12 protein-coding genes and 1 pseudogene are annotated in these 13620 nt (G+C 42.9%); 7 read left to right on the top strand and 6 right to left on the bottom strand.

Going from position 1 to position 13620, the window contains the following annotated elements; all coding sequences use genetic code 11:
* Nucleotides 1-161 precede the first annotated feature (161 nt).
* Nucleotides 162-404 carry a hypothetical protein gene (locus tag HRU42_RS18495; protein ID WP_295033264.1) on the bottom strand — a complete coding sequence of 81 codons (243 nt, stop codon included), beginning with the start codon at nucleotides 402-404 and terminating at the stop codon, nucleotides 162-164.
* On the opposite strand from HRU42_RS18495, the gene HRU42_RS18490 reads away from it, so the two are divergent.
* The 3 genes from HRU42_RS18490 to HRU42_RS18480 all read left to right on the top strand — a co-directional run bounded on the left by HRU42_RS18490 (nucleotide 389) and on the right by HRU42_RS18480 (nucleotide 2134).
* On the top strand, nucleotides 389-556 hold the full coding sequence (locus tag HRU42_RS18490) for a hypothetical protein (RefSeq protein WP_295033262.1): 168 nt from the start codon (nucleotides 389-391) through the stop codon (nucleotides 554-556). The genes HRU42_RS18495 and HRU42_RS18490 overlap by 16 nt on opposite strands.
* A 407-nt stretch (nucleotides 557-963) precedes the next feature.
* Nucleotides 964-1413 carry a GNAT family N-acetyltransferase gene (locus tag HRU42_RS18485; RefSeq protein WP_295033260.1) on the top strand — a complete coding sequence of 150 codons (450 nt, stop codon included), beginning with the start codon at nucleotides 964-966 and terminating at the stop codon, nucleotides 1411-1413.
* Nucleotides 1414-1480: 67 nt separating this feature from the next.
* Entirely contained in the window at nucleotides 1481-2134 is a 654-nt protein-coding gene (locus tag HRU42_RS18480; RefSeq protein WP_295033258.1) for an MOSC domain-containing protein, read from the top strand.
* A gap of 398 nt (nucleotides 2135-2532) precedes the next feature.
* Here the strand turns inward: HRU42_RS18480 and HRU42_RS18475 are convergent, their stop codons facing one another.
* Complete coding sequence (locus HRU42_RS18475; protein WP_295033256.1) at nucleotides 2533-3837, bottom strand: phosphatidylserine decarboxylase family protein; 1305 nt, start codon at nucleotides 3835-3837, stop codon at nucleotides 2533-2535.
* Nucleotides 3838-4422: 585 nt separating this feature from the next.
* Between HRU42_RS18475 and HRU42_RS18470 the strand changes: the two are divergent.
* Nucleotides 4423-4931: pseudogene (locus HRU42_RS18470) on the top strand (GNAT family N-acetyltransferase).
* Between the two features lie 442 nt (nucleotides 4932-5373).
* On the opposite strand, the gene HRU42_RS18465 reads toward HRU42_RS18470, so the two are convergent.
* Both HRU42_RS18465 and HRU42_RS18460 read right to left on the bottom strand, forming a co-directional pair.
* Nucleotides 5374-6126: a glutathione S-transferase gene (locus HRU42_RS18465; protein ID WP_295033254.1), complete on the bottom strand. Its 753-nt coding sequence runs from the start codon at nucleotides 6124-6126 to the stop codon at nucleotides 5374-5376.
* A gap of 150 nt (nucleotides 6127-6276) precedes the next feature.
* Entirely contained in the window at nucleotides 6277-8553 is a 2277-nt protein-coding gene (locus HRU42_RS18460; protein ID WP_295033252.1) for a peptidase U32 family protein, read from the bottom strand.
* Between the two features lie 427 nt (nucleotides 8554-8980).
* Between HRU42_RS18460 and HRU42_RS18455 the strand changes: the two genes are divergently transcribed.
* Nucleotides 8981-10357 carry a leucine-rich repeat-containing protein kinase family protein gene (locus tag HRU42_RS18455; protein WP_295033250.1) on the top strand — a complete coding sequence of 459 codons (1377 nt, stop codon included), beginning with the start codon at nucleotides 8981-8983 and terminating at the stop codon, nucleotides 10355-10357.
* On the opposite strand, the gene HRU42_RS18450 is transcribed toward HRU42_RS18455, so the two are convergent.
* Nucleotides 10354-10593, bottom strand: coding sequence for a DUF3624 domain-containing protein (locus HRU42_RS18450; RefSeq protein WP_295033248.1), 240 nt, complete (start codon nucleotides 10591-10593; stop codon nucleotides 10354-10356). The genes HRU42_RS18455 and HRU42_RS18450 overlap by 4 nt on opposite strands.
* A 73-nt stretch (nucleotides 10594-10666) precedes the next feature.
* Nucleotides 10667-11539, bottom strand: a complete 873-nt coding sequence (locus HRU42_RS18445) for a 1,4-dihydroxy-2-naphthoate polyprenyltransferase (protein WP_295033246.1) — start codon at nucleotides 11537-11539, stop codon at nucleotides 10667-10669.
* Nucleotides 11540-11956: 417 nt separating this feature from the next.
* Between HRU42_RS18445 and tesB the strand changes: the two genes are divergently transcribed.
* Complete coding sequence (gene tesB, locus HRU42_RS18440) at nucleotides 11957-12823, top strand: acyl-CoA thioesterase II (RefSeq protein WP_295033244.1); 867 nt, start codon at nucleotides 11957-11959, stop codon at nucleotides 12821-12823.
* 63 nt (nucleotides 12824-12886) lie between these two features.
* Nucleotides 12887-13285 (top strand): YbaY family lipoprotein, encoded by a 399-nt coding sequence (locus HRU42_RS18435; RefSeq protein ID WP_295033242.1) that lies wholly within the window; start codon nucleotides 12887-12889, stop codon nucleotides 13283-13285.
* The last annotated feature ends 335 nt before the right edge of the window (nucleotides 13286-13620 follow it).

Genomic DNA, 13620 nt, shown 5'->3' with positions numbered 1-13620 from the left:
GTACGCAGCAATACGTCGTACCGCACGACTATAAGCATCGATGGTTGCGGGTCGCTTGCCTTGTAGTGTTAAGTTGGTAAGATGTTGTTCATAAAGAAAATCAAAGCGTTGTTGTTCGGATGTGTTCGCCTCTTTGTTATATAAAAGTAATACTCCTAGTATTAATGGCCTAACAAGGCCTGCACTAGTAAGTATTTAGGATGGGGAGATAGAGATTGTTTTATCTTTTCTGCCGCATAGCGGCTTCGTTCAACAAGGCCAAGCAATCCGACTCCGTCAGTTGTCGTGTTATTTTCAAAGGTCGCAAAGAATAACGCCAACAACTCCATGGTTGTTGGCGGCGTGAGTAGTATCAGCAAATATCCATTATCAATCAAAAGGAAAGTTAATGAAAAACGATTCATCATCTAAATTTAATAATTATGTAGTTGCATCTTTTATTATGCTTTTAGGTTTAGTTTATAACGTTTTTGAACAAGATTTTATTGGCTCAGGAGTGTTTTTAATTTCAGCTATAGTATTTTTATCCTTGGGGATAATCAAAAACCGTAAATAAAAATAAAATGTGGTTGTACTGCGCCTATATTTAAATCAAGGGTGCGAGCTTAACAAGCTCTTTGCTCGCGCCCTTGATGGGATTCGTACAATATATGGCCTAACTTACATAACTGAAGTTGAGATAATGGCTATAAATAAGATGTATAAATCGCTGAGTTGACGCATCGGCAATACTAATATAGAAATATTAATCAAAGTATATCAATAGGTTGTAGTATGCTACAAACGTTATGCAGACCTCGTAAATACCCGCGCATTTTTTAGCTGATTATTTACGGTATTCCATCGGTGGATTATGGGAAATAACAATTTACAACAACTACTTAGTGGTGATAAATTGACAGGAAATCCACAAGCAGACCGGAACGTTATCGTGCTGCTATTGAATAAGCGTTATAACTTCGTATGAATATTGAACTTTATCGGCAAGAAGTCACAAAAGAAATGATGGATCTTCTTCTTATGGCTGATCCAGACAAAGAAGCGATAGCGGCGTATCTAGATGAGTCAACCATATTTGTTGCCTATAATTTAAATCGTCTGATTGGGGTTGCTGCCATTACCTTTGAGCAAGACCAAGCTGAGCTGAAGAATCTAGCCGTTGATGAATCTCATCAGGGTAGAGGTATAGCAAAAAAACTTATTTTTAAAGCACAAGACTACGCGAAAGAAAGCGGCTCTCTTTCTATAAAGGTAGGAACTGGGAATTCAAGTTTGTCGCAACTGGCTTTGTATCAAAAGTGTGGTTTTAGAATGCAGTATATAAATGAAGACTATTTTTCAGGGTATCCAGAGCCAATATTTGAAAATGGTATTCGGTGCTTAGATATGGTGGTATTGTGTGCAAAGTTATAACAAGCGTATGTTACGGATAAATTTCCGCAAATGAAATCGTAGCTTTTATTCATCAATGAGTATTTAAATGAAAATTATTTCAACAAATATTTCAAAAGTAAAAAAAATCATTCACAATGGCAAAGAAATTAGAACCGGAATATTCAAAGTCCCGACTTGTGATAAAGTGATTATTGAGAAGATGAGTATCATTGGTGATGAGCAAGCTGACCTGATTTATCACGGTGGAGAGCATAAGGCCGTTTATGCTTTTTCGTCTAACCATTATGACTACTGGAAAGATGCCCTTAAAAACAAGGACTTATCAAGTGGTATGTTTGGTGAGAATTTTACCATCTCAAATTTATCTGAAGAGAATATAAATATCGGTGATCAGTTTCGCATTGGAACAGCGTTACTTGAAGTCAGCCAACCAAGAGTGCCATGTTTTAAACTTGGAATAGCTCTTAATAATAAAAATGTATTAAAACTGTTCATACAGAATTACTGTACTGGCGTGTATTTTAGAGTGTTAGAGCCCGGTATGGCAAAAACTGGAGATATAGTCTCTATTGAGAAAAAGTCTACTCATGATATATCCATAAAGAAGCTTTTTCAGGCCTACTTTGATAAAAAGTATGTAGGTTTCGAGAATATACTGTCTGAAGCATTGGCTTTGAATGAACTTGCTCCTGAATGGAAAGACAAGCTGAAAAAAAAGCTGTCTATAAAAACAACCTAGACACCCAGAATTGTCAGTTGAAGCTCCTTGACTAAGCTTAATTCAGCCTTGTTGAGGGAATTCATTGTGCCTACATTAAGAAAACCGGTAGTGAGTGTAGAGTTTTGTATTTAACAAGAAAACTATTTTGTTTGTGTGTATGCCGTTGTAAATGAAAAGTTTTATATATTTCCGGTCACATACTAGTCAATCTTATGTGTATAGGCGGGTTGGGTGACGCTACTGCTTTAATCTAGGTAGCGTTGAACGTGATAACGGGTGTTATTTACTTACCTATGAGTCATGTCAGGCTTTGACTGTTTTATTAATTTATCCTGTTAAATAATAGCCCCTAAATCGCAGGGGCTATTATGTGTTTTTTATGTGGCTAGGGATAAAATATTTTTATTAAGTGCCTACTAGTTCGCTGTCGCTATTTGTGCATTTACCTTTACGACCGATCCCGCTTGCGCACCAGACTGACTCTCAGTGGGTTCAACCACAAAGTTTTTAATAGCACCAGGTTGAAATAACAGACAAAGGGTCGAACCACCATAACTAAAGTGGCCTACTTCTTCACCTTTTGTAACTTGATAACCCGGCTTAATATGATCGCCAAATCTTACCGATGAAATTTCGGTGATCCCTATCGGAATAATACACACAGTGCCGAGGGTTTTATCATTACTGCGAATATACAGTAAACCTCGGGTATTCACCGCGGCTTCATAACCTAATGATTCGGTGCCTGCTCCGGGCTCCTTTTCACTACTACGCTGGCTAAACGTTAAGCCCTGTACGACTTCCACTTTTTCAACAGTGCCATCGATGGGGGAGTGGAAACGATGATAATCATTGCCGCTAAGAAAGGTTTGCACCATATTGCCACCAGTGAAATGGTTCACATAGTCGGCATCATTATTTAAGATGTTTGCCAATGAATAAGTCTGGCCCTTGGCCCAAAAATCTGTTGATTTTTCAATGTTACTGGCAATTTTATAGACAGTGCCATCATTCGGTGAAGCTATCACCTTAGGATCGGCTGGAGAGGCAATAGGACGTAGCTCTTCTTTTATTTTACGATGGAAAAAATCATTGTAGGATGTAAAGCCTAGGTGCGGATGGCCAGGCTCAGTGACAAATTTATATAGCTCGGTATATTCCTGACCTTGAGCGGATAACCAACCATTTTTTTCGTGGTTAAGTACCGACGTTGATGCGTCTGAGTCTAAATAATCACACCAAGCCTGTAATACTTCTGTGAGGGCATTATTAAATGCCGCATTTCTGAAGGCACTTTCACCAGCCTCAGTGGCCATCATTTCAGTAAATAATGACGACAATGGGAATGTATATGCTCCGGTCAGATCAGGGTTTTTTTCATCATAAACAAAATTTGGCGCCCGGGTGACAATATAATTCATCACCAATAGTAAGGTATCTATTGTGGTTATTAACCCTGATTCATCTTCAGTGTCAAAACGCGTGTTTCCATGCGATTGCTCTAGCATTTTAGTAAGGTACATGCGAACAACTGCATCTCTATTAATGAGGTCTGACATTTTTTGTATCGATGCTTGGTATTCTATGGTTTGGTCACTGATTTTTAACTCATTTAGAATATCAGTGAGCCAGGTTTTTACGCCTCTCCGCTGACTCTCTGTATATTCTCTTCTGTAATTGGTAATATTTACACTTTCCTTGTTGCTATTTTTATTAGTCATCTTTTATTCCGTTATAAGAGATTAGTATTACTATGGCGTTGCTATTGATACTTACCATAGAGTAATGGTGGAGCGTAACGACGAACCACTTGGTTAATAATAAGCAAGAAAGTTAATTAAGATCAATAGTACTATTTTATATAAATTAGGGTTAACTAATTTTTTTGTACCATATGATTAAGCAGGTTTTATTTTTATTTAACTGGACTGGATGTCGTTTTACTCGGGTTTAATGAGATAGTGGCCACGACCAAGGGTCTAGGAATAGGCATCTAGAAATTATTCAGGCATTTCCAACGGTCGTGTGGATCTGATGGAGAACGTCATTATGGTGTCGGCAACATCATTTTTTTGGCTGTTGGATATTGGTATCTGATTAATTCGAGCATGACGGGTAGCACTTCTCTATGATAATTTCCTATCTGGCCCACAAGGACGTGGGGGGATGCCTGAGTGATATCTAGTGTATAGTCACCTCATTAGTTCATGCCCATGCTGGGCGTACACAAATAAATCTAGGTGACGCCTACGGCGCACATGATTTAGGCGTTAAAGATCAATATAAATTTTGAGGCTAGGCGCAGTATGATAAACAAGCTTGATAATTCGAATGAAAAAGTTGCAGAGCAAATTTACAAAACTTTTCAAAATTCTTATAAAATTGAAGCTCAACTTATTGGACCCTTGATCTCCCTCCACTAGCGCGAAGCGCTAAAGATATAGAAGGTTCAAAAACACTATTTTATGGCTTTAGTGAAAATGAATGTCTCGCTGCAGTCATAGAGATTGCTATAGAAGATAAGCACTTAGAACTTAATAGTTTAACTGTCGACCCAAAGTATTTTAGCCAAGGTATCGCAGATAAATTGATAAGTTATATTCTAGAGATAATTGATTTTAAAGAAGCTATTGTTGAGACGGCTGTTGTAAATAAGCCAGCGATAAATTTGTATAAGAAACATGGGTTTGTTGAATTTAAAAGATGGACTCCATCACATGGTATTGAAAAGCTAGCCATGTCGCTTGATCATGCCGCCAGTTGTCATTCTTGCGCTAATGCTGATGGCTCACAAACTCATGTTAGGTTCGACTGATAAATCGATGTCGTTAAATACACTAAAAATAAAGGCCATCGAAAAATCTTGATGGCCATCTAGTGCTTAATGAGCTAGAGATTTACTTGAGCTTTTCTTCGCAGCTTTTGCTGCTTTCTTCTCTTTTGCTGTTAAAAGCGGTTGCTTTTTGACATTTTTTTTACTGTCTTGACCTTTACTCATGATACTTTCCTTTTGAGGTAAACTCTTAAACCTAAAGTTAGTTTGAGCCAACCTAAGGCTGAGGTTACGCAGTGACCTTGATTGAAGCTAGAGGTCAATGCATAACGGTTTCAGTATGCCTCTACAGACGCCAAATTGATAGGAATAGCTTACATTAGCTGGTAGGTATGTGCATTGCTGTATCTTATTCGCGCAGATTACGTGTTGCCCTATAGCAGTCGTTTACACGGAACATTAATCAGGCGAGCTAGATATTTTTTTAACCAAAAGGGTAAGCTTCTCCTGTCTCTGAATAGAGCGGAAACTTTTTCATCATTCTGGAAAACAAGGGTCGGTTTAAATGGTCTTTCAACCACTGCCTAAGTAACGGGTAGGGAGATTGCAGATACCAGTGGCGGTCGACTCGGGCAAACTGACGCACGAAGGGCAGTAGTGCAAAATCAAGTAAACTTAGGCTATCGCCCATTAGGTATTGGTGCTGTGACAGGCGTAGCTCTAATGCTTGTATAAATGACTCGCACTGGGTTCTTAAATCGACTTCGGTGTCTTTATGGTAGCGTTTGGCATCTTTATATTGTTCGAGTAACGGTTTGAACACCTTATCGTTATAGCTGATCAATTCGAGCATGACGGCTAGCGCTGCAGGTGTTTGGCTCAACAGCAGATCATCAGGGTCGTTTATATTGAGTGCCCAAAGCATGATATCCACACTCTCATCGATGATCTTTGGCGGTCTGCTTTTGTCTGCGCTCTCGGCCTTAAGTTCAACTTCAACCTCAACCTCGATTTCACTCGCACCGCGACTCTCTTCCTCACCTTCACCGTGATCTTCAAGCACCAGCACTGGGACTGTGCCCTTGGGGGATAAAGCCAGCATCTCTTCGGATTTATTTTTAGTGACAACGGCTTTGAGCATCACCTTTTGCTTGGCCAGTAACAAGCCTAAGCGGGCTCGCATGGCATAGGGGCAGTGCTGCAGTGAATATAGAGTAGGCAATGGGAGCAGGCTCATGGTTAATATCGGCTCATTTTCGATTATAGGCGACTATAAGTGTATAGGCGTAGAGGGGATGATGAAACAGGCGTATAAAAAAGAGCAGTCTATGTTGGAAAACCGATAGGCTGCTCTTTCTACTCTGTTCTTAAATATGCTACGGACCAGTTACAGACCTTGCCTGTATTGAGCATGCGTCGACACCGTCACCATGGCATCTAGCTGTACCTTAGCGTCTTCACTGCCTTGTAGTAGTTTTTCAAAATGTTCAATAAGCTCAACCTTATCCAGCTTGGCTTTAGAGCCTGAGCCGATATCGGTCAAGTCGATAAAGAATTCATCGAATAGTTTTGAGTAGTCATTGATCACATCCAGGTTTAAGAACTGCTCGTCGTTATAGATGCTCGGGTAACCGCCTTTTTGCTTATCGACGGCAAATGAGATCCCTTTGACATTGGTGATGGTGGTGGCCTTCTCACATTTGAGCATGCAACCATCTTCGATACTCGGCTTGTTACAGCCGACAGTCTGTTGGAAAAAACATTGGCGGCTGGTCATCATCAAAATGGGGTGATAGATGCTGTAGAGCAACTTAAATCCTGACGGACGTTTTAGGTTTCTTATCTGCATACGATTAATCTCGTTAGAGATAAAGGCGCCAGCACAGTTCAAGTCTTCCTGAAGGGTACTCAGGGCATAGGAGTTAGTGGTATTTAAAAACGGTCCCGCTATCCATTCAATTCCCATCTCGAATGCCTTATAGGCAACGCCGGTGTTATTGCTGACGATACGTGCAGGGTTAACTTCTTCGAGAATTCTCACGGCTTCGATATAGTCTTTGCCGATTAATACCGCCGGGAACCAGGGGATGAATCTTGGATTACGCTGCAATAGCTCGATATATTTATCGCAGTTTTTCTTAAAGCTCTCGGGTAGCTTAAAGTAGATGTCTGCATCGGTAACATCGCCGAGGTGGGCATCTTTTTCATCACAAATCAGCAAAGAAAGGCTTGGTTGTTCGTTTACTTTGGCATGCTGCTCAAGTTTTGGTAGCTCGACGGGGGGGATCACATCCACCGAGTTATTGAGTAGAAACGCCAGCTTATTCTTCAGCGCAGTCAGCTCTTTAAATGGAATGCTCAGGCCAGCAGATAGTCCACTGAAGTCATAATTGAGTATGACATAATCGGCGTTGTTGAAACTTCTGAAGCGTTTCTCCAGTGCCTCTTCATCCAATGGCGATTTATCCGAGGCTCGCAGCATGGAATCCGATTGGATTGAGAATGTTTGAATTTGATTGTCTTGCTCGAGCCGATTCGAGATGCTCTCGACGCTTGCCTGTATGCAAAACGGCTGTTCTAACTGACCCGTGAAACGTAAGTTGAGTCGCATCTTGTCGATATTAAGATATTTTATTTTATCTTCAAGGCTGGCACCCAGCTCATTTTTATCGGCTTTGAGTGTTTGTTTTACTGTTTGGATCTGTACCACTGAGATGGCGTTTTGTTTCTCTATCGCATGGTTAACACTGTTATCTCGAGGGTTATCGATAAACATATCTTTAGTGAGATCACCCTTCAAGAATGAGTTGGTAAAATCACGGTTAAAGACCTTGTAGAGGTTGGTATCATCTTCCAGCAGCTTGCCGGTATCAACAAACTGGTTTATTTGCTTGCGCCAGCTATCGACTACGGTGTAGACATAGTGTGCGCCCTTGATGCGGCCTTCAATCTTAAGTGAGTCGACCTTGGCATCGACTAACTCGGGTAGGTCAAAGTAAGCTGAATTGTCTTTTAGATTTAAAGGATATTTATTGCCCGCAGCCGTCTCTTCGTACTCATCTCGACAAGCCTGACTACAGCGGCCTCGGTTACCTGAATTTCCCACGCTGACAGAGCTCGAATAACATTGGCCCGAGAAGGCGATACAGAGGGAGCCGTGAACAAAGACCTCGGTCAACATATCATGTTCATGAGCCAGAGCCGTGAGTGACTTTATCTCACCTAGATTCATTTCTCGTGATAGGTTGACGCGTGAAGCACCGACTCTATTGAGAAAATGTATCTGGCCTTCATTATGTGTGGTTAGCTGAGTCGATGCGTGAATGTCTAGAGTCGGGAAGTGCTTCTTAACCAGATTAAACAGGCCGAGATCTTGAACTATGATGCCATCTAAACTGGTGTTGACCAATTGGTTCAATAACTTAAATAGCGCGGGTAGTTCATGCTCCAATATCACCACGTTCAAGGTCAGGAAGACTTCACATTCATACTGGTGAGCCAGCCGTAAGACGCCACAGAGATCATCAAAGGAAAGGTTGGCGGCACGGTTACGGGCATTAAACGTGTCTAAGCCACAATAGACGGCGTTGGCACCGGCAACAATAGCGGCCTTTATGGCTTCAACATCACCGCCAGGCGCTAACAACTCAATTTTTCTACTCATCTCAGACTGACTCACTCAATTATTCGATTATCATTTTTTGAGGGGCGATTTTACCCGCATCCCGTGAGCATTGCCATACATTAGGTTTCGATGGATTACTTAGCCGAACACCAAAGGCGATTTTGAAGTCTTAGCTATTAACTGCATCAGGCTGTTAAGTTTAATTATCGTCATGTTTCTCTTAGTTATTTGATTTTATGATCTTGAATGATTAGGTTAAATTTTAAATGCCTGTGCTACATTTTTTAGTCAGGAATAACCTAGGTGAATGATTAACTGGTGGCTCGGTAAGTGTATTATTCAAGACTTGCTAAGTAATCTTATTAGGCGTCTCACTGTCTTTCCCATCCCATTTTCATTCCTTTCTCAAGATGAGCATATGCTATATCATGTCGTGCTATTTTCAATTCTAATAGAGTGATCAGGTTTGCAAACATTAGCAGCACTTAAAAATGGACAGTTATCATCGATTACACGTTTACAGTTAGCCGAAAACCTAACTGAATTCCCCAAGGAGATCTTTGATTTAGCTGACACTTTGGAAGTGTTGGATCTTTCTAATAATGGCTTATCCAGTTTGCCCGATGATTTTGGGCGGCTGACACAGCTCAAGATCCTGTTTCTCTCAAACAATCAGTTTGAAACCTTGCCTAAAGTATTAGCCAATTGTCTTAAGCTTGAGATGATAGGTTTTAAGGCAAATAAAATTCGCACTTTCGATGAAGATGCGTTGCCACTGCAGACTCGCTGGTTGATCTTAACCGATAATAACATCGAGAGTTTGCCCGATTCCATGGGGCAGCTTCATCGTCTACAGAAACTCTCCCTGGCGGGGAATCGTCTCTCGTCGCTGCCAGAGTCGATGGCCAATTGTAAAAACCTCGAGTTAGCACGTTTATCTGCAAATCAGCTTACTCATTTACCCGATTGGTTACTGCAATTGCCAAGACTCGCTTGGCTTGCATTTGATGGTAATAAGCTTAGCTCCACGAATAAAATATCCCTAGTTGTGCCAGAGATACCTAAGGTCAAGATGATTGATATCGACTTAGCCGAGCAACTTGGCGAGGGAGCATCTGGGGTCATCTATAAGGGCAAGTGGAATCGTCAACCAGTCAGCTTACTTGGCTCGCCAGAATTGATCGCGGTAAAATTGTTTAAGGGCGAGGTCACCAGTGATGGTTATCCTGCCGATGAGCTAGCCTGTTGTTTACAGGCGGGCGAGCATCCTAACCTCATAAGAGTCATCTCTCAGATAAACGAGCAAGATCATCTGGGTCTGGTGATGGAATTGATCCCGCCGACTTTCATTAACTTAGGCTTGCCTCCATCTCTGCTGACCTGTACGCGAGACACCTTCGAGTCCGGGACTCAGTTTAGCGTGTCCCAAATCGCTACCATCGTATTGCAGATGGCGGCGGCTATGACACATCTGCACCGGCAAGCCGTGAGTCATGGGGATCTGTATGCCCATAATATGATGATTAATAGTGATGCCGACATGCTATTTGGTGATTTTGGTGCCTCGTCGGATCTTTCGAGCCTACCTCAAATGCAAAGAGAGGCGATGCAAGCCATAGAGGTCAAAGCTTTTGGCTGCTTACTGGACGACCTCTTGTCAGTTGATGCGAAGCATCTAAGTGATGCCGCCGAGACATCGACTAAGCAAGCGCTCTTATCTGTGTTATTGCAAATGAGAGACAGCTGTTTACAGGATGAATTTAGCCTTCGCCCCAGATTCTTCGAGATTAGCGACACGTTACAATCAGCGGTTTTGCAGCAGGTGAGTGAAGCTTGTGCCTAGATTTTGTGGGTAAGTGAACGATAGCCTAGTAGGATAAGGTGAAGCAGCAACAGCCCTGTGAAGCTGATACAAAAAAATAGCAGGGCAATGGACTCGACGATATAGGGCGTACCCACATACAGGCTCCACCATAGTGGCCAAGCAATGAGAGAAAGTATTGCCAGTTGCCACATGCAGGTCTTGCAGCGCCCCAGTTTTCGCTTGAAAATTGATGATTTACAGTCGTTACAGGCCATTTATCCAATCCTACTTCTCAGCTTAGCGGCGCTTAACGCGCCACTATCGAGCAGACATTCGTCAGCAGCATGCTTAGACAAAGAATAAACCAATACTGAATAAGCCACTGAAAATCATGCTGAGCTTAGCCGTGCGGCCGAGTAACGGGTTTAATGCCTCTCCTGAGGCCACGCTAAAATCACTGTTTAGCTTACGTGCTAAAATCAATGAAAGACCCGCGAGTAGGACTGGGGCGCCGGGCAGAAAACCGAGAAAGAAGCTGCCAATAATCAATGCGAAAGGTAGATAGACAAATGTCTGATAGAGGACGCGAGCCTGCCCCTCACCGACCCGAACGGCCAAGGTTTGCTTACCCGCTTTTGCGTCAGTTTCAATATCCCGGGTGTTATTGACCAGCATTATGGCCGCATTTAAGCAGCCTATTGCACTGCCTAAAATCCAGGCCGCGGTGCTGGTTTCACCCGCTTGTAGAAAATAACTGCCCACCACGGCCACTAGACCGAAAAAGACAAAGGCCGCCACTTCACCTAAACCGTGGGATGCCAGCGGGTATGGCCCTCCGCTATAGCCAAGAGCACCGCAAATGGCGGCGACTGCAAGCAGGGCAATAGGCCAACCTCCATGGTAGATAAGATAAGAGCCAACGATGAGTGCCAGTAACAAGCTGAGCACCATGGCATTGCGGACTTTTTCTGGTGCGATCAGGCCACTCTGGGTCACACGCACCGGTCCTAAACGTGCTTCGGTATCGACACCACTCTTAAAATCGAAGTAGTCGTTGGCTAAGTTAACCGCGATTTGTAACAAGATAGCGCAAAGCATAGATGTACAAGCTATCAAGATGCTGAATTGATCTAATTCGAGGGCTAATATGTTTCCTACCAAGAGAGGCCCAATCGCCGCCGGCAGTGTACGAGGCCTTATGGCCAAAATCCAAGGGTTCATTTATTCGATTCTTAAGGGGAGCATCTATATGCCGATGCTCACTAGCTATTAATGGTCATATCATATCAAGTTTCCAGACCTCGATGAAGGACTCTAAGCGATAGCCTCATTGAAGGTGACTAGGTTTAAATATTAAGTTTAAGGATAAATGTTTAAAAGGGTGCTGATTTTGTTATCGGATTAAACAAAATGATCCGCTAGATATGCTTGTATACGTAAACTTAACAAACTAGCGGGGCAAAGATCCATCAGGCACAGCCAGTAAACTTAAATCGAAGTGGTGAGGAGCAAGTGCTCGCTTGGGCTCGGCGTGGTGAGGGGGAACGCCTATCACTATTGAATGACGAGTGTCGCTGGCTTGAAGACCACTATGTGAGTTAAGCTATGTGGCTATTGATTAGGTGTGTGGAGCAAGCGGTGAGCCAGGTATTAAACGATCTATTATCTCTACTCTCTTTAGAGCGAATCGAAGAGGGACTATTTCGAGGTCAGAGCCAAGATTTAGGCTTCGGTCACGTCTTCGGAGGTCAAGTGATGGGGCAGGCTTTGAGCGCCGCCAAACAGACCGTTTCGGCATCGCGTCAGGTTCATTCTCTGCATTCCTATTTTCTGCGTGCCGGTGATGAAAAATTGCCTATCGTTTATGATGTTGAAGTCATGCGCGACGGGGGGAGTTTCAGTGCAAGAAGAGTGAAAGCGATTCAGAAGGGTCGGCCAATTTTCTATATGACCTGCTCATTTCAAGAGTTTGAACAAGGGCTCGAGCATCAAGATAAAATGCCAAAAGTACCAGGTCCTGAGGGATTACTGAACCAGCAAGAGTTGGCTATGACGCTGCAAGATCAGGTGCCGCCAAAAATGCTGGAAAAATTCATGGCAGATGCTCCCCTGGAGATGCGTCTGGTCGATGCCTGCAATCCCATGGTTCCGACAATCACAGAGCCTAAGCGTTATGTGTGGATCAGAGCCAATGGTAAGGTGCCAAGAGACGTTTCCGTCGACGAATACTTGTTGGCCTATGCGTCAGATTTTAATTTTCTGGTCACGGCAGCGCAACCTCACGAGGTCTCTCTACTGACTCCGGGCATGCGCATGGCGACTATCGATCATTCCATGTGGTTCCATCGTCCAGTGGATTTGAATGACTGGCTGCTTTACAGTGTCGATAGTCCCAGTGCCAGCGGTGGCCGAGGTTTCGTTAGGGGGCAGTTTTTCAACCAGAAAGGTGAGCTGGTGGCATCAGCGACACAAGAAGGGTTAATGCGAATGGTTGCGCCTAAATAGCGCAGTCTAGACAAGGAAATATTGATGGCTCTTTCGGGCCATATGTTGAAATAAGGGTTTATGATGTTGGTTATGTTTAAAAGAGCAGTTATTTTATTAGTTTGTGTTATGTCGCTTTCTGCCTGCGTGACAGTAGAGCCGGAGCCGCCGATTATCATTAACGGTGCCGCAGGATATTTGGAGAAGATTAACCTGCCTCAGGGGAGCAAGATCACCATAGCCATCATAGATCTGGACACTCCAGGCGTGATCATAGCGCAAAAGAATTTCGATATTGCTAGGGCGCCAGTGCCGTTTAAATTCATCCTACCGGCAGACACGATAGATGAAGACATCAACTATGGTGCGGTCGCTATGATCTTGCACGAGGGGCGGGTGATTTTTCAAACCTATGATAGGTTCCCAGTTATTAATAATGGGAAATTCACCACGGAAGTGCTGATGAAGGCGGTTAGACAATAAATGTAGTGTTTTTAATCGAACTTTTAAAAGGGGCGTCGAGCCCCTTTTTTGTGGCTGAAATTTGAGAGACCAGATGGTGAGGCTGACTATTTTGATGAGCTATTTTCAAGCAATGTTACTTGGTTGTGAATGTTGTATGCAATAAGGTGTGTTAACCCTTTCACATGGAGTGTCTTGTGCGATTTATTGGTAGCCATCAAATCATTAAGAACATCGGACTTGCCAACAGCCTTTAGCTAGACAACAGCCCTGAGCTAGACAACAGCCTTGAGCTAGACAACAGCCTTTAGCTAGACAACAGCCTTGAGCTAGACAGCAGCCTTGAGCTAGACAAC

This window comes from Shewanella sp., assembly GCF_013214165.1.
Classification (GTDB): domain Bacteria; phylum Pseudomonadota; class Gammaproteobacteria; order Enterobacterales; family Shewanellaceae; genus Shewanella.
Note: the sequence above shows the minus strand (reverse complement) of the source record. Positions and strands in the feature narration are given on the sequence as shown.

Coding starts and splice junctions, on each gene's coding strand:
- HRU42_RS18485 (WP_295033260.1), top strand. CDS start 964: ATGAATATTGAACTTTATCGGCAAGAAGTCACAAAAGAAATGATGGAT.
- HRU42_RS18495 (WP_295033264.1), bottom strand. CDS start 404: ATGAATCGTTTTTCATTAACTTTCCTTTTGATTGATAATGGATATTTG.
- HRU42_RS18490 (WP_295033262.1), top strand. CDS start 389: ATGAAAAACGATTCATCATCTAAATTTAATAATTATGTAGTTGCATCT.
- HRU42_RS18450 (WP_295033248.1), bottom strand. CDS start 10,593: ATGGCCTGTAACGACTGTAAATCATCAATTTTCAAGCGAAAACTGGGG.
- HRU42_RS18465 (WP_295033254.1), bottom strand. CDS start 6,126: ATGAGCCTGCTCCCATTGCCTACTCTATATTCACTGCAGCACTGCCCC.
- HRU42_RS18475 (WP_295033256.1), bottom strand. CDS start 3,837: ATGACTAATAAAAATAGCAACAAGGAAAGTGTAAATATTACCAATTAC.
- HRU42_RS18480 (WP_295033258.1), top strand. CDS start 1,481: ATGAAAATTATTTCAACAAATATTTCAAAAGTAAAAAAAATCATTCAC.
- HRU42_RS18435 (WP_295033242.1), top strand. CDS start 12,887: ATGTTGGTTATGTTTAAAAGAGCAGTTATTTTATTAGTTTGTGTTATG.
- HRU42_RS18460 (WP_295033252.1), bottom strand. CDS start 8,553: ATGAGTAGAAAAATTGAGTTGTTAGCGCCTGGCGGTGATGTTGAAGCC.
- HRU42_RS18445 (WP_295033246.1), bottom strand. CDS start 11,539: ATGAACCCTTGGATTTTGGCCATAAGGCCTCGTACACTGCCGGCGGCG.